Source organism: Sporosarcina sp. resist, from assembly GCF_014302295.1.
Taxonomy (GTDB): domain Bacteria; phylum Bacillota; class Bacilli; order Bacillales_A; family Planococcaceae; genus Sporosarcina; species Sporosarcina psychrophila.
Window position 1 is genome coordinate 2,688,483 of the sequence record NZ_CP060287.1, and the last position, 18,522, is coordinate 2,707,004.

Sequence of the window (18,522 nt, forward strand, 5' to 3'; positions counted from 1 at the left end):
ACTCCTTTATTAAAGCATTGTTTCTTAATATGTCCTTGACAGGATATATCAAGAACTTAATTTCGTTATAAGTCTTATTGCAGTGGTGTGCCTCCAAAGTTTACCTTTTTTAATATTGTAGCATATATCGTATTAAAGCTTTCTCCACCTATAATAGAAAAGCAACCTTCTTTAATATAAGTAATAACATTTAATTCCTTTTAATTGGAAACGAAAACAGTTTCAGTTGGTGACACCAAAAACGAAAAAATCTAGACGGAAAATTGTTGTGGATGAAGATGTGATCAAAGCTTTGAGCCTTCACAAAGAAACTCAAGCAAAAACCATTCAGCAGTTAGGTGATGCTTACAATAATCAAGACTTCATCTTTGCTAAAACAGAGAGACATCCAAGATATCCTATCGTCATTAAAATGGTACAACTCAGGATAGCTAGACTTATTGCAATCACAAAATTAAACAAAGACTAGACACCTCACTCATTGAGACATACACACACTTCACTTTTAGCAGAAGCAGGTGTCGCACTCGAACAAATCATGGGTAGACTTGCCCATTCAGATGATCAAATCACCAAGAATGTCTATCTCCACGTAACACAAGAAAAGAAAAAAGAAGGTTCTCAAAAGTTTACACAACTCATGAGAAGCCTCGATAATAATCCTCTATGTAAGAAAAAAACTCTTTTAACCTATATTGCCCCGCTATAAGTAGCTTTCTGATTTCTACATTCATTACCTTGGAAATCATCCAAAACAATTCCGTTCTCTATTGTTTATCCCAGCAAAGCAAGGGCGTACGTTCTCATCAGATTTTAACAAAGCTACACCTAAAAAAGAGTAACGATTACTCGTCACTCTTCTCTACAGTGTTTTTTGCACTTGAATACAATCCTGAGGCTGATAACCCTAACATTGCACCAACTAATATACCCTGTTTTAAATCAAAGTCAGCCACATAAATCACACCTACAGCAATACCGATTACTAAAGCGATAAACGGCAACACTTTTTTACTCACGCCAGCCCTTTTAAACAACTCCACAATCCCCAATATCAGAGGAATTAAGACTACATCGTAAACTTCAAACATTTAATCACCTCTTTCCCTTCTACTATTTTATGAACTACTCGTCCTTTCGGTAACGGCCTATTTCCTGTATTTCCATTGAATGTTTTTCCACAACAAAGCTACCATTGCTACAATGTGGACTCCTACAGTCACTGTGCCGTTCAACATACAATATCGTCTTACCCCCTTATCGAACTTGTAATAAGCCGAATTAGCGGATTCTAAAGCTTCAGTCATGTCATTTTTAGCCATTGTGCTAAAAAAAGTCTTAATGCCCGTTAGATGATCATTTTAACGTCTCTGTCAGCCATTCCATCACTCCTTATTTTGGGTAATTAAAAAGAACGCCTGATTAGACGTTCTTGATTTGTCCCTTACTATTCTTTTTGAAGTCCCTCTTTTTTTACTACTGATAAATTAATCGCGAATTCTTTCTTCACAAACTTATTACGAAATTCAGCAAGCGAGATTTAAAGCAAAAGCTATAAAAACCTTATAATAGTGTTTGGTGACAGCTATTCAAACCGTCACTTAAACACATTTCGTTAATAAAAAGACCATGAATGAACGGCTAGAAATGTATGAACCCTTTCCTTTATCAATCTTATTAAAAAGGTCTGTCCATAAATTATTCTTAATACGTAAACACCAAGTAGTTAGTAACTCGTATACATATAAAGAATAGTTGCACTCTACAAATAATTAGCAAAACCAACCTACCCTCATGAAAAAAGCGAAGTTATTCACTTGCATTTTGCAAATTATTTACCTCATCTATTTACATGCCGCAATTTATCGACAATTTAATCACTTGCAATATGCAAATTTCACACATAGTAATCCCCTCATCCCTGATTACTACTTAGTTCCCTCGCAGCTTTACCTCCAATACATGCATAGAGCGAAGGACTGTTTCACGTTCAAAGTCATTCATAGAAGCCAATGCATTCTCCATTTTGGAAGCAATGATTCCATTGATGGCCACCACCATGTCACTGCCCTTTCCAGTTAACGACAATAAATATATTCTCCGGTCTCCTTCATAAGGAGTTCGGACGACCAGCTCTTTCTTCTCCAACGTACCAATCTGTCTGGAAAACGTCGTGATGTCCATACCGACAGCTTCAGCCACCATTTGCATGGACGGTTTATTCATTAATGAAATCTCATAAAGTATTGAACTTTGAACGATTGAAATCACATTGCAACTCGACTTATGAATGCCACGCATGCTTTTAGATAACGAGTGAAAAATAGGAATAATTTTTTCCATTAATGAATTCCCCCCACCAACTCTTTCTACAATTATACAGCAAGAAAAGTATAAGTAACTGTATTGATAGAAAATTCAATCCCTTGCATATGAGTGGCTTTGGCGAAATGCAAAAACGCGTCCATGTAGTTGGACGCGTTGGATATCATGTATATGTAATTTCGCCTTCATCTTGGATATCAATTCCATTTTTGAGATGAACCGTGGTCTTTAAAATAAGCGTTTGGATTCGAGTTTCCGATTCGCTCTCCCATCGCTCGTCAGGTACCATTTCAAACGAAATCATCCATGTTTCTTTTGATTTGATGTCACTCATTATTTCAATAGATTGTTTTGCAATAATCACTTCATCAATTTCCGACCGTTTCAACAACTCAATCACAATAAAATCTACGAGTTCATCACTGGCATCCCCATCGATATAAACCGTGCCGGAAAGTGTTTCACCAAAAGCGACATTCGGTCCATCGACGTTTGTATTAACGGTCATTTCTCCATATTCAATCGTTGATAAAAACTGCCTTACCATGTTCTATTCCCCCAATCTTCGACCATCCGGATCTTCATAATATAAGCCTTCAGCAGCTACATGTTTATTATACCGTATTTTGAACAATTTAAATAAATGTGTTACCCCAACTTTAATGAGTGCATATCCCGGGATTCCGAGAACGACACCGGGCACACCGAACAACGATCCTGCAGTGAGTAAAACAAAAATGATAGTGACCGGATGTGTATGCAATGATTTCCCCATAATTTGCGGTGAAATAAACTTCCCTTCGATGAGTTGAACAATTGTCCAAACGATTGCTAACTTGATAAGCATGAAGGGCGATGCCACAGCGATAATGACTGCAGGAGTAATTGCGATAAGCGGTCCTAGGTACGGGACGACACTTGTAAACATTGCAATGACACCGAGCAGTAACGCGTATTTCATTCCGATGATAAGAAATCCAATTGAAACCATGACACCAATGCAAATCGCGACAAGAATTTGCCCCTGGATATAAGAACTAATTTGGTGATCCGCATCGCGAAGAATGGTTTTAGCGTCATTACGCATGTGCGGAGGCAGCATCTGAACAAAGTAACGTGGCAGCTTCTCCCCATCTTTCAATAAATAGAAGAGAATAAAGGGCACCGTAATAATTGCAAGAACAAAACCAGTTAAAGCAGAAATGAAAGAACTAAGACCACTTGCAATTCCACCGACCGCATCCGTGAAATACTTTCCGATATCCCCTTGCCCAGATTCAAGGATATTTTTTACATTAATATCCAAACTTTCATAATAAGAAGCGAAAATCGATGTTCTTAAAAACTCATCGATTTTCAGCACCATCTGGCTGAAATATGTAGGGAAGTCTTCGACAAGGTTATTAAACTGTATTTTCAAGAATGGAAATACCATAAAGACCAGCAAGGTGATAAGACCCATGGCTCCGATGAATAGAATTAATATACCCCAGATTCGTGGTATTTTGATTTTTTCTAATAAACGTAAGATGGGCCTTAGTAAGTAATAAGCAATTGTTGCAAGAATGACTGGCAATACTACCGTCGAGAAAAAGACAGTAATCGGATAAAAAATGAAAGAAATCCGATTAAAAATAAGTATGATTAAGCCAATCAATAATAGTGAAATGAGAACAAACAACGTGCTACGCCCACCTAAAAAACGAATTATATTCGAAATCGGTTTATTTCTATTCTCATCAGCTTCCATGGGCATCCTCTACTCTCGTCAAGTTTGTGCTATTAATCCAACTTCATATTAAGGAATTTTGAGATCGCCTCTTTATTTTTCACTTTATCCACTTCAATAACAGATCCAGCGTGTGGATACGAATTAAATGAATAGGATCCCTCTATTGGAACAGTCATCGTTTCAACTTCTGCACCTTTTTTCATTATAAGGGAGATTGCACGTGAAATTTCGTCTTTTGACGTTAAGTCCGTATTGATGAAACCTGATAACGCTCCTGCAAGCTTCGGCACATTTGCAATCATTCCTGGTCGCATCGCTTCGTCCTTCATCGCAGAGATTACTTCTTGTTGTCGTGCAACTCGACCAAAATCACCTTCTTCATCTGCACGAAAACGCGCATAGCCAAGTAATTCCTTGCCGTTCAACTGTTTTTTTCCTGGCATAAGTGTAACGCCAATCTTTTCTGACATTTCTTTTTTAACATCAATCTCTACTCCGCCTGGAAACGCAATATCAACAATCGATTCAAAGTTAGCAAAATCAACAATTGCATAGTGATGAATAGGGACACCAAACATCCCTGTTATCGTGTCTTTCGTAGTCTGCAGTTTGCCGAGATAATAGGCGGTATTTAACTTATACGACTTGTATGCTGGAATCTCCGCATAAATATCACGCATAAATGAAATCACCCGTATCTTCCCAGCACCCTTATCCCAAGATAGCACCATCATCGTATCTGTCCGCGATTTCCCACTGCCATCATCGTCCACACCGAGCAGTAAGTAATTTTCAACGGATGTATACTTCGGATCTGTAGCATCCCCTTTAAACGGACCCGGGTCAATCCCATTGTTTTTTGCCAACGATTTCCCCGCATTGTATTCAGTATATGAATACAACCCAGCTCCGATAAAACAGAGTGTGACTATTAAAAAGATGACCCTGCCGATGCGAAGTTTTTTCTTTCTTCTTCTTTTCGGTACTGGCCCTTCATAATGTTCTTCCATTATTGATTCCTCCAAAAAGTGATATCTCCATTAGGACGAACAGGAAGTCTCTTGGTTGCGTCTAATTATTTCAATTATAACACGATGGGCCCTTGAGGTTAACCTTAACTATTTTTTGCGCGGATCTAGGTCTGTTAATGTAGTTATATCCATTAATATTTATTCTATAATGGTCGATTTACAACAGTTCCCCACTCCCCCCATTACATCCCTGCATATGTTACATAGATGTTGGTGAAGAAAGGTGGTGTAAGATATGGGACGTGAACATGGTGGTGGAGAAGGTAGCTCGTTTGCTTTGCTTGTTGTGCTTTTTATACTATTGATAATCATTGGCGCAAGCTTCATCTATTAATATAAAAAACAATCCAATCTCAACCGCTCATTAGCATCTCTCAACTGTAAGAGCGCTTAGTAGGCGCTCTTTTTGCTGTTGTACTAAACAGAGGCAAACAACTATTTTCTACTATTCTAATTATGATACAATTTACTTATAAGCAATGAAAGGGTGTTGGTAACGATGACTAAAGAAATAGTTGAAAAAGCCACATTTGCTGGTGGTTGTTTTTGGTGTATGGTGAAACCATTTAAAGAGTGGGACGGTATCCACGACGTCGTATCCGGTTATATGGGAGGACATGTTGTGAATCCTACATATGAAGATGTCAAAAAGGGCGACTCTGGTCATTTAGAGGTCGTCGAAATCACATATGATCCATCCGTTTTTTCCTATGATAAATTACTGGATGTATTTTGGCAGCAAATCGACCCGACCGATGCAGATGGACAATTCCAAGACCGCGGACATTCGTATTCAACAGCTATCTTCTATTATACAGATGAGCAGCGTCAAATTGCCGAAACGTCTAAAGATAAACTTGGTGCAAGCGGTACATTCTCTAAACCGATTGTGACACCAATCCGTCCCACTGAAACATTTTACCGTGCAGAAGACTATCACCAGGATTATCACGCAAAAGAACAAGAGCATTACGAAGAAGACCGCGCACTTTCTGGTCGGGATGAATTTATCGCAGGGCACTGGTCGTAACAGTAAGAACTGGAGTGCCCGACAATGTATTTCGTTAAACTACTAGCAATTTCTATGATATTCTTTATTTTTGGGATTAAAGCAGGACTTCCAAGCTAAGTCCCATCATATATGTAAAAAACTGAATAATGAGCGCTTATCAAAGTACTCATTATTTAGTTTTTCCTGTTCTAAAAGAATAATCAATTTTACTAGAATTAAGATTGATAAACTTCTATTATTTAACTACAAAATGTTGGATATACGGCGTCATATCTTTTAAAACGGCACGTAAACATTCAGGGTATAATGCGACTTCATTCAGTTCTTTGATTGGTGTCCATTTAAATATTAATCGCTCGCCTTCAATGCCATGAAAAGGGGCTTCGTTATATGAAGATGGATTCCCCTTTGATGTTATCGCATAATAAAAGCCAATTTCATGAAAATCTCTCCCGCCATGTTCAAAGAAATTCTCGATGACCAAAGCCATTCGGTCCACATGCACGTCAATTCCCAATTCTTCACGAAATTCCCTTTTAAGGCTGCTTTGCGAATCCTCCGCAATTTCAACTCTTCCCCCAGGAAGCGACCATTGCGACTCATTTACATCCCGATGTAATAAAACATGCCCATTTTCAATCCAAATTCCAGCTACTCGATAATTAAATACAGCTTTTTCAGTTTTAAATACAACATCCATGAATTTCATTCCCTTCAAGTCAAGCTTTCTTATTTTGACTAGTTGTATAATCAAATGCAACAACCTTAAAACATGAAAAGCCACAGACAAACCGTGTATGATCAGGTCGACTAAAACACAATCAATACGGAGGTTTATCTATGGCACAAACACATTCTACCACATTTAAACGCACCTATAAACGAGGCATGATTGCAGCGCTTCACGGCGAAGGGAAAATCCATGCAGGACATCTCAAACTCGATCGACTATGACCGTAGTATAATCTGGCGTGAATTAAAGCGTGGTACCGTAACACAGTTGAAAACCGGCCGCACCATGTACGAAGCCCACTTCCCAGAGACAGCCCAGGTCAAATACCAAGAAAATCAGAAAGCTTGCGGTGCCAAACCCAAGCTTGATGAAACCATTGAATTTATCAAGTTTGCAGAGGCTAAGATATTGAATGATGAGTGGTCACCCGACGACGTCTGCGGATTTGCGTAGCGCAACAATCTCTTTGATAAGGCACGCGTTTGTACAAAAACATTTTACAACTATATTGAGCTCAGACTCATCACTGTCAAAAATATTGATTTACCTATGAAGGTTCGCCTAAACACAAAAACAAAAAGAAGCCGGGTAAACAAGCGTGTTCTTGGTCGTAGTATCGAAGAGCGCCCGACTGAAGTCGAGGATCGTGAAGTATTCGGCGATTGGGAAATCGATACTGCCATCGGAAAGAAGAGCCAGGACGAGGCACCTTTCACAATTACTGAACGTAAAACCCGTAAGGAGATCACCTTAAGGATTCTTGCCAAGAGTAGCTAAGCGGTAAGTGCTGCTTTCTGTGAACTACGAGACTAACTTCGCAAAGCTGTTTAAAACAATTATCGCTGATAACGGATCCGAATTCTCCGAACTTAATACTTCCGTCTTCCGTGAAGGTACAGAGGTCTTCTTTGCCCATCCCTATACATCTTGCGAACGTGGAACGGATGAGGACCATAATGGATTAATCCATCGTTTTATCCCGAAGTGGAAAACAATCACTTCAGTTTCTGAAGATACAATTCGCTATGCAGAAAACTAGTGTAATCGCCTGCCTAGAAAGATTCTTGGGTATCAAACGCCTGAAGAATGCTTCTTAGAAGAACTCTCCAATATAGCTTGAGTAACGGTTCGTCTGTACTTTCATGATTTATTGCATTTAAGGTAGAAAAATTAATAGTGTTTAGCTTATAATTTAAATGGGTGATTAAAAGTGACTATTCAACGTAAAAAGTTAATTGATACCTGCGATAACCGCAGGCTGTACAGTAAATATTCACAAAAAAGTACACCGAGCGTAATTTTCATAGCTGGATTAGGCGATAGTTGTGAGACTTGGAACGAGGTCCAAGGCCGAATATCTCAGGAAACATCTACCTTTTCTTACGACAGGGCGGGTGTTGGCAGGAGCCGTGTGACATCCGCCCCGCGGACTTGCCTTGATCTGGTAGAGGAGCTTTCCGAATTGTTGCTAGAGCTTGAGGTCCAACCGCCCTATGTATTGGTGGGGCATTCTTTTGGCGGTTTGGTCGCCAGATTGTATGCAAGCCTTTATCCGCAGGTCATTTCCGGTATAATTTTGGTTGATGCTGCGCCCGAATATAAAGAGCTTGCGTATGAAAAGGTTTTGCCTGAAAAGTTGGTTGCAGGAAATAGGGAATATTTCGAGAATCCTATGTTAAATAGTGAGAAGATCGATAAGGTACAGAGTTATAAACAAATCGTTGATTATTTCCGAATAAGTGACATTCCTCTCTCAATTATCACAAGAGGCTTACCGGATAAGAGTGACGGGGAATGGCCTGATAAGGAAATACTGGAAATTGAGCAAAGGCTGCAAGTAGATTTCCAGTGGCTGTCAACGTCAAGCAAACACCGGATTGCTTGTCGGAGCGGACATTATATTCATCACGATGAACCGGAAATTGTGATCGAGGAGATTATTATAATGCTGAAGGGGATGGGAAAGCAAACGATGCAAGGATGAAATTTATGTTGGACCTTCAAATAATTAATAGTGAGCATTACCGGCCTTGTGAAGGTGAGTTGCTGCAGGATTTCGTAACTCTGATGTGGAAGAAACAATCCGTTACGCCGAGGACTGGCGCAACCGTCTACCTAGAAAGATTCTAGACTACCGCACGCCATAAGAGTGCTTGTTAGAAGAACTCGCTAACATCGCCTGAGTCATGGTTAATGGGGACTTTTATGTTTTGTTGCATTTAATATTACATTTTACGTAAAAATAATAGCAATAGTATCGGAAAGTAAAGATAAGTATTAAGTAAACGTATGCGTCAAACTATGCCCAACTAAAAAATGCCTACTCAGAACTGAAATAACTAATCCAGGTAAGCATTTTTTATTATTCGATGTCGGTTTGAAATAATTCGTAATGGACGATATCATCTCGATTCAATATTTTTTTGACTTTTGGTTTTTCTATAGGAAAACCAAGACCTAGAATTGCAACAATTTTAGGTCTGACGGGATGTTTAAAGCTTCCCTCACATCTGTTTCACGAACCCTCGACTCTTCTGCATCCTCTGAATGATAGACAGCATCAAACCCAACGCCGAGCTGTAGATCCGTTGCAGCTAACCACATAAATGCTGTCGCGATGGATGCATCTTGCAGCCACTATTTACTGATACCAGGTCGCCCAGTCACAACAATCGCCACTTGCGCAGTAGACAGCCATTTCATGAAGGGTGTCGTTTTTCAAAACAGCCAGTTTTTCCACGTTTTTCAATGACGATAAATTCACGGGAAGGAAAATTATTCCCTGAAGGTGCATAAAGCTGAATCTATGATTTGATCCAGTAGGTCCCCAGAATTTCTTTCTCCTGAAAACTAGTGATTTCACGTCTTAAACGTATAACTTCTACTATTGACAATTCCCCCCTGTACTTATTGGAAAGATATCCTTTTAACTAATTATACCGTCAATTCCAACTACTCACAATTTCGAAGATTTGAGATTCTTAAAGGACACGCTGCTCTATCTGTTGTTTAATCAACAAAGCAAAGCCTTCAATAGATAAACACTCCGTTTTCTGACTACCAAATTCCCGAACATTCACCGTTCCATCACTAACCTCTTTGTCACCAAGAATAAGTGTATAAGAAACCTTCTGAAGTTGGGCTTCTCTTACCTTGTAACCTAACTTTTCGTTCCGCTGATCAATTTCAACACGTATGCCTTCATTTCTTAAAACGGACTGTACACACAATGCGTAATCCAAATGTACACTTGAAACAGGAACAATTTGTACTTGCCTAGGAGCGAGCCATGTTGGAAAAGCACCTGCAAAATGTTCAATCAGTATGCCGAAAAAACGATCGATTGAGCCAAAAATTGCACGGTGAATGACCACCGGCCGAACTTTTTCGTTGTTTTCATCAATATACGTGAGGTCAAACTTTTCAGGCATTTGGAAATCGAGTTGAATTGTGCCGCATTGGTGGCTGCGTCCAAGTGCATCTTTAATATGGAAGTCAATTTTTGGTCCGTAAAATGCACCATCCCCCTCATTTAATTGATAAGTAACCGCTAGATCCTCTAATACATTCTTTAGAGCCTCTTCTGAATCATTCCAAATCTCATCACTTCCTAGTGATTGTTCTGGCCTAGTTGAAAGTTCAATCGAATATTCAAAACCAAAAGTTCGATAAACTTCATCAATCAGATGAATAACTTGCTTTATTTCGCTTTTAATTTGATTATGCCTCACAAAAATATGCGCATCGTCTTGGCAAAATGTTCGAACCCTTAATAGTCCGTTAAGAGCACCACTAAATTCATGTCGATGGACTTGACCGAATTCAGCCATACGTATTGGAAAATCACGGTATGAATGAAGACTATTTTTGAAAATTAGCATATGGCCCGGACAGTTCATCGGCTTCATCGCAAATTTTGCGTTTTCCACTTCTGAAAAATACATATTCTCATGGTAATGATCCCAGTGCCCCGATTGCTCCCACAGACGTTGATTCATCATGAAAGGCGTGCGGACTTCTGCGTACCCCGCCTTCGTCTGTAGTGCACGTGAAAAGTTCTCTAGCTCAGTTCGTATTATCTGCCCATTTGGTAAATAGAACGGCATGCCTGGTGCTTCCTCAGAGAACATGAATAATTCAAGTTGCTTTCCAAGTTTTCGATGATCCCTTTTTTCTGCTTCCTCTAAAAAATACAAATGCTGTTCTAAGTCTTTCTTTTTCAAAAAGGAAATTCCGTAGATACGTTGCATCACTTGATTATCACTATCTCCCCGCCAATAAGCACCTGACACCTGCGTTAACTTGAATGCTTTTATCCATCCAGTTGACGGTAAATGAGGTCCGCGGCAAAGGTCTATAAATTCTCCTTGTTTATAAAGGGAAATTTTCTCGTCCGCTGGTATGTCTTTTAATAGCTCTAACTTAAACAATTCGCCACGCTTCTCAAATAGTTCTTCTGCCTCTCCATACGTGACTTCTATACGTTCAATTTTCAAATCTTCTTCGATAATAGCTTGCATCTTTTTTTCAATCATTACTAAATCATTCGAAGTGATACTTGTATCCGATTGAAAGTCATAGTAAAAACCGTGTTCAATTACAGGTCCAATCCCTAACTTCGAATCGTCATATAGTCTTTTAACCGCCTGCCCTAACACATGTGCAGTTGTGTGCCTTAGAACTTCGAGTCCTTCTATCGATTCCTTTGTGATAAGTGTAATCGCAGCATCCTCCATAATGCATTGTGATAAATCATATAATTGATCATTCACTTTTCCCGCTACAACATTCTTTCTCAAACTTAAGCTAATGGACTGTGCAATATCCGCTAATGTAATACCTAGAGGAAAATTCTTTCGGCTACCGTCTGGAAATCGAATCTCAATTTGCTTGTCATTCATCTTAAAACACCCCATCCAATTTTTTGTATAAAAAAATACCCGTCCCAAATAAAGGGACGAGTATGATTTACCCGTGATTCCACCCAAATTTCTAACACCATCCAACAATGGTGTTAACTCATGGCGCTGTAACGTAGCATTAACGGAATTAGTTACTTCATTTCACTAATACAGCTCAAAAGTGGTAAATTATCTTCTGCGTTAGGAAGTTCTCAGCAATACTTCCCTCTCTGGAAACCATCAAAATAATTCATGTCTTTGTCATCGCTTTTATCGTTATTCAGTTATATTTCTATACAAATAAACACACCCATCCCTAGTAAAGGGACGAGTGTGTTTGCTCGTGATTCCACCCAAATTTCTAACACCATCCAACAATGGCGTTTGCTCATGGTGCTGTAACGTAGCATAGACGGCTTCATGCAGCTCAAAAGTGGTAAATTGTTTTTCTAAGTTAGGAAGATTTCAGCAATACTTCCCTCTCTGGAAACCATCAAAACAATTCATGTCTTTATCATCGCTGTTACAAGTATAGTTAAAATTCATTGAAATCGAATTAGTTAATATCCTACAACAAAGAAAATGGATTATCAAGCTTTTTTTGGTTGTATCCAATACAGTTTATGTATGATTAGTTAAAAAGGATACTCATAGTTAGGTTCATACTGGCCCGTATCCTCAAATCATTTCATACCTAAAAAAGTAAAGCCGACCTTTTCCAATACCTTTAGTGACCTTTGACTATCAGGACTTCCAGATGCTGTGTACACGTGCACTTCTACATGATTTCCGGCAATTTCTAAGTAAGACTACGCTGTTTCTCTTGCGAAACCTTTGCCACTATATTTTTCATTATAATGATAAGTTAATTCTATATTACTTAATAAATTCATACAATTAAATTCAGCAGTATTTATAATTTCATTAGCTACGTCAAAGGAGTAATTAATTATGAATATATCCTGAAATCCATGTTCATTTTGTGGTTATATTCTCAGGGGTTTCCTCTCTTTCTTAAGGTAAGCGAAAAAACCTTTTGAACGAAATAATATGGGAATAATAACCCCAAGGATTATGCTAATTCCCGTGGGGTTACTTTATTCACACGTCAAGCAAGCTATATAAATGAGCGGAGTCACTGACATAAAACGTTTGCTGCTTGCGGCCACTTAATAACAATAAAGAACGAAGGAGATTAGTTATCAATGATGTTTATGTTGTAGTTTACTAACCACATGTTAATTTGGGATAGGTGGGCGATGAGTTGGGGGCCTGTCATAAGCTGACCGAACCAAGGAACTTTGAATGAGGATCCGTCTGAATCGATGATGTCCTTGACTCTTTGTTTTGAGACAAGTTCTAGTAGGGGAGATGTTTTATTATCTAGGATGTTGTTTAACTTAGTCTTTACGAGTTTCATATATGTTTGATGATGTGTTTTAGGGTACGGACTCTTTTTCCGGTATAGAATTTCATTAGGAAGTACTCCTTCTAAAGCCTTTCGTAATATTCCTTTCTCTTGGCCGTTCAGCATTTTCATTTCCCACGGTATGTTCCAGGCATATTCAACAATTCGGTGATCGGCGAATGGAACCCGTACTTCTAAACTTGCTCCCATACTCATGCGATCTTTTCGCTCCAGAAGCGTTGACATAAACCAAATCATATTTAAATAAGACATTTCCCGGTGCCGTGCTTCTATTTGGGTTTCTCCCCCTAGAAGAGGCACTTCACTAATCGTTTCGTTATAGCGATCCCTCACATACCCTTCCAAATCGAGTTTCTTTTGCCAATGTGGAAGCAACAGCTGCTGTCTTTCCGTTTGTGACCGCATCCACGGAAACTCCTTTCCGTGCAGCAGTTCTTCTTTATAGAACCATGGATATCCTCCGAAGATCTCATCCGCACACTCACCAGACAATGCAACTGTATAATCTTGTTTCATCTGTTCGCAAAACCATAACAATGATGAGTCTACGTCTGCCATACCAGGTAAATCTCTCATCATCACTGCTTCTTCCAACAGATTTGCCAGCTGATCATTATTTATAATAGCCGAGTGATGAATAGACCCCAAATATTGTTGCATTTTCTCTATCCATGGTGCATCTTGATCAGGCTGAAAGGAACTCGCTTTGAAATATTGATTGTTGTGCTCGTAGTCAATGGAGTACGTATGAAGGGTACCGCGTCCCTCTTTTTTAAAATATTCTGAAGCAAATGAACTAATAGCACTCGAATCAATTCCTCCAGATAAGAATGTACAAACAGGTACATCAGCAACTAACTGGCGCTCAACGGCATCCTTTACAAGAATTTTTACTTGTTCAGCCGTCTCATCTAACGTATGATGATGCTTTTTGCTTTCTACATTCCAATACCGCCAAGTTTTCAGTCCATTTCGATTGTAAATTAATGCATGAGCTGGGCGAAGTTCATTAATGCCCCGAAAGACACCATGACCAGGAGTCCGGGATGGACCTAATCCAAATATTTCCTGAAACCCCTCTCTGTCCACTTCACTTTTCACTTTTGGATGTGTAAGTATTGCTTTAATCTCTGAACCAAATATGAGCGATTCGTTTTCTTCACGATAAAATAGAGGTTTGACACCAAGTCGGTCTCTTGCCATAAAAAGCTGCTCTCGGTGTTGATCCCAAACAGCAAATGCAAAAATTCCATTTAGATGCATAACGCAATTTTCTCCCCACTCGATATATGCCGTCAGTAACACTTCCGTATCGGAATATGACTGAAAAGAGTACCCTCTTTGTAGTAATTCCTTTCTAATTTCTTCTGTATTATAAAGCTCTCCGTTATATACGATAGTAAAAGTATGGTTGTTTTTTTCTATTGACATCGGCTGTATACCTCCGGCAGGATCGACAACTATAAGCCGGGTATGACCAAGTAACAGATGGCGCGAACTCCATACATTAGAAGCATCCGGACCACGCTTCGCCAATGAATTCGCCATCTTTTCCACAATGAATACTTGCTGTGTCAAATCTTGATGCCAATCAATCCATCCTGTTATTCCACACACTCGCAATCACTCCTTCTCATTAGAAATTTACATATTAGCTTTTTTTCACTATCCACCGCTTCATTAATATTGCGACAGATATTGATCGCGTTCCCATGGGTGTACTTGTGTCCTATACATATCCCATTCAATTTCTTTTGCTTCAATAAACCGTTCCAACAAATGGCTGCCTATAGCTTGAGTAATCACTTTGTCTGCTTTTAATTTTTTTAGTGCCTCAGCTAAAGTAGCCGGCAAATCAATGATTCCGGTTTTTCCCCGTTCTTCTTTTGACATCAAATAGATATTTTTGTTAATTGTTTCAGGAGGTGTTAATTTATTTTTAATGCCATCTAATCCCGCAGCTAACAAGACTGCCATGGCTAAATATGGATTTGCAGCAGGGTCAACACTACGAACCTCTACACGTGTACTCATTCCACGTGATGCGGGGATTCGAATAAGTGCACTTCTATTTCTTGCTGACCAAGCCACATAGCATGGCGCCTCATACCCGGGAACTAACCTTTTGTAGGAGTTTACAGTAGGGTTTGTAATAGCAGTAAAACTCTGAGCATGTTTCAGAATTCCTGCCACAAAATTTCTTGCAGTATCACTTATTTCTAGCGACCCGTTTGGATCATAAAATGCATTTTCGCCATTTTTGAATAAGCTCAAGTTACAATGCATGCCAGATCCATTTATGCCGAATAATGGTTTAGGCATAAATGTCGCGTGTAGCCCATGTTTGCGAGCAATTGTTTTAACGATAAGCTTAAAGGTTTGAATATCATCACAGGCTCTTATGGCACTTTGATATTTAAAGTCAATTTCATGCTGGCCCGGTGCTACTTCATGATGGGAAGCTTCAATCTCAAATCCCATTTCTTCCAGTTCAAATACGATATCGCGACGGCAAGTTTCCCCTAAGTCAGTTGGTGCAAGATCAAAATAACCGCCATGATCATTCAATTCCAATGATGGTTCACCCTTGTCATTGAGTTTAAATAAGAAAAATTCAGGTTCAGGTCCAACATTGAAATCAGAAAACCCAAGTACTTTCATTTCATTTAAAATCCTTTTGAGATTATTGCGAGGGTCACCTTCAAATGGTGTTCCATCTGGATGATAAATATCACAGATGAGACGCGCGATCTTTCCTTTTTCTGTTGTAAAAGGAAAGATAATAAACGTATCTAAATCTGGGTATAAATACATATCAGATTCTTCAATACGTACAAATCCTTCAATTGATGAGCCATCAAACATCATTTTGTTATCGAGTGCTTTCGGCAACTGACTAATCGGAATTTCAACATTTTTAATTTTCCCGAATAAGTCTGTAAATTGTAGTCGAACATACCTTACATTTTGCATCTTAGCCAAATCTAAAATAGATTCTCTGTTCATACTTAGATCCTCCCCTTTTGTCTAAAATCATTGCCTTCATCGATTACTGAACCATTAATATAGGTGTCTCTCCCCAATTCTCCATGGCAGATATATGTTGCTTTTCCTCTTTTCCAAATGTGGCCATGTTCATCCCAGCTAACCGTCAAGTCTCCTCCAGGTAGATGAACGGTTATCGGAAGATGTCTATCCAACATATCGTTTAATGTGGCAGCTACTACCGCAGCGCAAGCCCCTGTTCCGCAAGCCATTGTTATACCCGATCCACGTTCCCACACTCGATAATCAATTTCTTGGCTGTTCTTGACATGAACAATTCCGACGTTTATTCGTTCTGGGAACAAATCAGAGTGTTCAATTACAGGACCTATTTTATCTAATGGCACTTCATTCACATCATCAACAAACATGATTACGTGTGGATTCCCAATCGATACACAAGTCATGTAATACACATCTCCTCCAAAAGAATGCGGTTCATTTATCGCAACCGAGAATGGATTTCCTTGCATCGGTATCCTATTTTTTAGTAGTTTGGGCTCGCCCATATCAACAGTTGCATACTGCACGTACTTTTCATGGTCTACATCTACTTCCAAACTCACCACCCCACCCAACGTTTCAATTGTAAAAGGAGATGTTGTAGCGTACTTTTGATCAAAAAGAATCTTTGCTACACAACGCAATCCGTTGCCACAATTCCTTGCTTCCGATCCATCCACGTTAAAAATTCTCATTTGAAAATCTGCTATATCCGAAGATCCTATTATTATTATGCCGTCAGACCCGATACCGAAGTTCACATCAGATACTATTTGAGCAAGCTGATTATAGTCTTGGTAGTCCATTTCAGTTTCTAATTGATTGAAAATAACGTAGGAGTTTCCCAAACCATGCATTTTAGTAAACAACAACTTTATCCCCCCCTTAAAAGATGAATTTGGATGTACTCAACCTCGCTTTGATTTCAGTGATTACTCGTTGCTCTTCTTTCACTCCTTTCGCTTGAAACGTAACCGAAAATCGCACATAGTGTCCGGCATCATCCCATGGAACACTGGATATTAAATGTTCACGTAATAAATATTGGCTAAACTCTTCCGCTGACTGAAAGTGAGGACCGCTTGCTACCGCTTTTGGTATCTTTGTATATAAGAAAAATGATCCTTTCGGTTTTTTAACATTAAAGCCACACTCACGTAAAACTTTTTCCAAAAGATTGTGACGCCGTGAATACTTAGCTACAGTTTGTTCTGTAATTTCTGGATGAGAAAGGGCAAATGCCGCTGCTTTTTGTATGGCGATAAATTGACCAGAGTCAATAGTGTCCTTCACTGTCTTAATCACTTTGACAAGTTTCGAATTTCCTGCCATAAAACCAATGCGCCAGCCTGTCATATTGAATGATTTCGATAAGGAATGAAGCTCTATTCCAACCTCCTTTGCCCCGGGTACAGAAAGGAAGCTTAACGGCTTTTCATCATCGAATACGAGAGCAGCATAAGAAGCATCATGCACAACGATCAATTGATTTTTCTTTGCAAATTGGACTACTTCCTCAAAGAATTCTACAGTTGCTACAGCCCCTGTTGGGTTGTTCGGATAATTCAAGTAAAGCAGCTTCGCTTTCTTGAGAATACCCTCATTCAATGAATCTAGTTTTGGCAGAAATGAATTACTCTCCAATAGCGGCAGATGGACAATTTCTCCTCCGTAGTATTCTGTGTGAGTGCCTAAAATAGGATAACTGGGCGATGGCATAAGTGTAATATCACCAGAATTGATGAAGGCTGCAGGAAGCATCGCCAAGGCTGACTTTGATCCGATCGAATGGTTGATTTCGGTTTCTGGGTCGAGGTCATACACTCCAAATACATGTTTCATATATTTGGCAGCTGCATGCTTCAACTCAACTATCCCATTATCCGCATACATGCGATTTTCAGGCTTCTTTGCTTCTTCTGCCAATATTTCCACAACTGCTTCATCTGCCATTGCATCAGGCTCTCCAACGCCAAGATCGATCAATTCCATATGAGGATTTGCCTGCAATACTTCTTTTTTTATTCTTTTTATTTTTTCAAATTTATAGATTTCCTCTTTTAAACCAAATTGCGGACCCCCTAAACGGTCTGCAAACAGTTGTTGTATATAATCAGCTGACATATCTATTCCCCCAAAACATTCATGACATTTTGCTTATGATGTACTCATTACATTCAATGACTACCTCCATACTTCTTGAATAGCCCAACCTACCTCTGTTCTCCTCTACTATTTGAATTCATTTTCTACTTTTATAATATCGATTATTAAATGGAATTGATTTAGACTTATTGCTTAAACATTTGCA

At 39.1% G+C, this 18,522-nt stretch carries 16 protein-coding genes, 1 pseudogene and 1 other annotated feature; of the genes and pseudogenes, 6 read left to right on the top strand and 11 right to left on the bottom strand.

Annotation, left to right across the window (positions count from 1 at the left end):
• The first annotated feature begins 268 nt into the window (after positions 1-268).
• Together H7992_RS24735 and H7992_RS24740 are read left to right on the top strand one after the other, a co-directional pair.
• Complete coding sequence (locus H7992_RS24735) at positions 269-469, top strand: hypothetical protein (protein WP_255428428.1); 201 nt, start codon at positions 269-271, stop codon at positions 467-469.
• A 12-nt stretch (positions 470-481) separates the two neighbouring features.
• Complete coding sequence (locus H7992_RS24740; protein ID WP_255428429.1) at positions 482-709, top strand: site-specific integrase; 228 nt, start codon at positions 482-484, stop codon at positions 707-709.
• A gap of 136 nt (positions 710-845) precedes the next feature.
• Here the strand turns inward: H7992_RS24740 and H7992_RS13085 are convergent, their stop codons facing one another.
• From H7992_RS13085 to H7992_RS13105, 5 genes are all read right to left on the bottom strand, one after another.
• Positions 846-1,091 carry a hypothetical protein gene (locus tag H7992_RS13085; protein ID WP_067209436.1) on the bottom strand — a complete coding sequence of 82 codons (246 nt, stop codon included), beginning with the start codon at positions 1,089-1,091 and terminating at the stop codon, positions 846-848.
• Between the two features lie 841 nt (positions 1,092-1,932).
• Positions 1,933-2,343, bottom strand: coding sequence for a MarR family winged helix-turn-helix transcriptional regulator (locus H7992_RS13090; RefSeq protein ID WP_067209437.1), 411 nt, complete (start codon positions 2,341-2,343; stop codon positions 1,933-1,935).
• A gap of 145 nt (positions 2,344-2,488) precedes the next feature.
• Positions 2,489-2,872, bottom strand: coding sequence for a sporulation protein (locus H7992_RS13095; RefSeq protein WP_067209440.1), 384 nt, complete (start codon positions 2,870-2,872; stop codon positions 2,489-2,491).
• Between the two features lie 3 nt (positions 2,873-2,875).
• Positions 2,876-4,081, bottom strand: coding sequence for an AI-2E family transporter (locus H7992_RS13100; RefSeq protein WP_187044880.1), 1,206 nt, complete (start codon positions 4,079-4,081; stop codon positions 2,876-2,878).
• A 26-nt stretch (positions 4,082-4,107) separates the two neighbouring features.
• Positions 4,108-5,067 (bottom strand): LCP family protein, encoded by a 960-nt coding sequence (locus H7992_RS13105; protein ID WP_067209453.1) that lies wholly within the window; start codon positions 5,065-5,067, stop codon positions 4,108-4,110.
• A gap of 256 nt (positions 5,068-5,323) precedes the next feature.
• On the opposite strand from H7992_RS13105, the gene H7992_RS13110 reads away from it, so the two are divergent.
• Both H7992_RS13110 and msrA read left to right on the top strand, forming a co-directional pair.
• The gene (locus H7992_RS13110; protein WP_082786576.1) at positions 5,324-5,422 is read left to right on the top strand and encodes a YjcZ family sporulation protein; all 99 of its coding nucleotides are present in this window, start codon (positions 5,324-5,326) and stop codon (positions 5,420-5,422) included.
• Positions 5,423-5,587: 165 nt separating this feature from the next.
• Entirely contained in the window at positions 5,588-6,118 is a 531-nt protein-coding gene (gene msrA / locus H7992_RS13115) for a peptide-methionine (S)-S-oxide reductase MsrA (protein WP_187044881.1), read from the top strand.
• Positions 6,119-6,335: 217 nt separating this feature from the next.
• Here the strand turns inward: msrA and H7992_RS13120 are convergent, their stop codons facing one another.
• Positions 6,336-6,854, bottom strand: coding sequence for an NUDIX hydrolase (locus tag H7992_RS13120; protein ID WP_255428430.1), 519 nt, complete (start codon positions 6,852-6,854; stop codon positions 6,336-6,338).
• A gap of 86 nt (positions 6,855-6,940) precedes the next feature.
• Here H7992_RS13120 and H7992_RS13125 point away from each other — a divergent pair.
• Both H7992_RS13125 and H7992_RS13130 read left to right on the top strand, forming a co-directional pair.
• Positions 6,941-7,953 (top strand): annotated as a pseudogene (locus H7992_RS13125) (IS30 family transposase).
• Positions 7,954-8,043: 90 nt separating this feature from the next.
• A complete protein-coding gene (locus H7992_RS13130) occupies positions 8,044-8,817 on the top strand; it encodes an alpha/beta fold hydrolase (protein WP_187044882.1) in 774 nt (257 codons plus the stop codon).
• Between the two features lie 997 nt (positions 8,818-9,814).
• Here the strand turns inward: H7992_RS13130 and thrS are convergent.
• The 5 genes from thrS to H7992_RS13155 all read right to left on the bottom strand — a co-directional run bounded on the left by thrS (position 9,815) and on the right by H7992_RS13155 (position 18,335).
• A complete protein-coding gene (thrS, locus tag H7992_RS13135) occupies positions 9,815-11,734 on the bottom strand; it encodes a threonine--tRNA ligase (protein WP_187044883.1) in 1,920 nt (639 codons plus the stop codon).
• A 49-nt stretch (positions 11,735-11,783) separates the two neighbouring features.
• Positions 11,784-12,008 (bottom strand) — a binding site (T-box leader).
• A 921-nt stretch (positions 12,009-12,929) separates the two neighbouring features.
• Entirely contained in the window at positions 12,930-14,780 is a 1,851-nt protein-coding gene (gene asnB, locus H7992_RS13140; RefSeq protein WP_187044884.1) for an asparagine synthase (glutamine-hydrolyzing), read from the bottom strand.
• A gap of 63 nt (positions 14,781-14,843) precedes the next feature.
• Positions 14,844-16,169: a type I glutamate--ammonia ligase gene (gene glnA / locus H7992_RS13145; RefSeq protein ID WP_187044885.1), complete on the bottom strand. Its 1,326-nt coding sequence runs from the start codon at positions 16,167-16,169 to the stop codon at positions 14,844-14,846.
• 2 nt (positions 16,170-16,171) lie between these two features.
• On the bottom strand, positions 16,172-17,083 hold the full coding sequence (gene dapF, locus H7992_RS13150; protein WP_304626825.1) for a diaminopimelate epimerase: 912 nt from the start codon (positions 17,081-17,083) through the stop codon (positions 16,172-16,174).
• A 13-nt stretch (positions 17,084-17,096) separates the two neighbouring features.
• Positions 17,097-18,335 (bottom strand): LL-diaminopimelate aminotransferase, encoded by a 1,239-nt coding sequence (locus H7992_RS13155; RefSeq protein ID WP_187044886.1) that lies wholly within the window; start codon positions 18,333-18,335, stop codon positions 17,097-17,099.
• Positions 18,336-18,522 lie beyond the last annotated feature (187 nt).

Excerpts from the sequence above, each read along its gene's own strand:
- H7992_RS13110 (WP_082786576.1), top strand. The coding sequence starts at position 5,324 with ATGGGACGTGAACATGGTGGTGGAGAAGGTAGCTCGTTTGCTTTGCTT.
- H7992_RS13095 (WP_067209440.1), bottom strand. The coding sequence starts at position 2,872 with ATGGTAAGGCAGTTTTTATCAACGATTGAATATGGAGAAATGACCGTT.
- H7992_RS13085 (WP_067209436.1), bottom strand. The coding sequence starts at position 1,091 with ATGTTTGAAGTTTACGATGTAGTCTTAATTCCTCTGATATTGGGGATT.
- glnA (WP_187044885.1), bottom strand. The coding sequence starts at position 16,169 with ATGAACAGAGAATCTATTTTAGATTTGGCTAAGATGCAAAATGTAAGG.
- thrS (WP_187044883.1), bottom strand. The coding sequence starts at position 11,734 with ATGAATGACAAGCAAATTGAGATTCGATTTCCAGACGGTAGCCGAAAG.
- H7992_RS13105 (WP_067209453.1), bottom strand. The coding sequence starts at position 5,067 with ATGGAAGAACATTATGAAGGGCCAGTACCGAAAAGAAGAAGAAAGAAA.
- msrA (WP_187044881.1), top strand. The coding sequence starts at position 5,588 with ATGACTAAAGAAATAGTTGAAAAAGCCACATTTGCTGGTGGTTGTTTT.
- H7992_RS13155 (WP_187044886.1), bottom strand. The coding sequence starts at position 18,335 with ATGTCAGCTGATTATATACAACAACTGTTTGCAGACCGTTTAGGGGGT.
- H7992_RS13090 (WP_067209437.1), bottom strand. The coding sequence starts at position 2,343 with ATGGAAAAAATTATTCCTATTTTTCACTCGTTATCTAAAAGCATGCGT.
- H7992_RS13100 (WP_187044880.1), bottom strand. The coding sequence starts at position 4,081 with ATGCCCATGGAAGCTGATGAGAATAGAAATAAACCGATTTCGAATATA.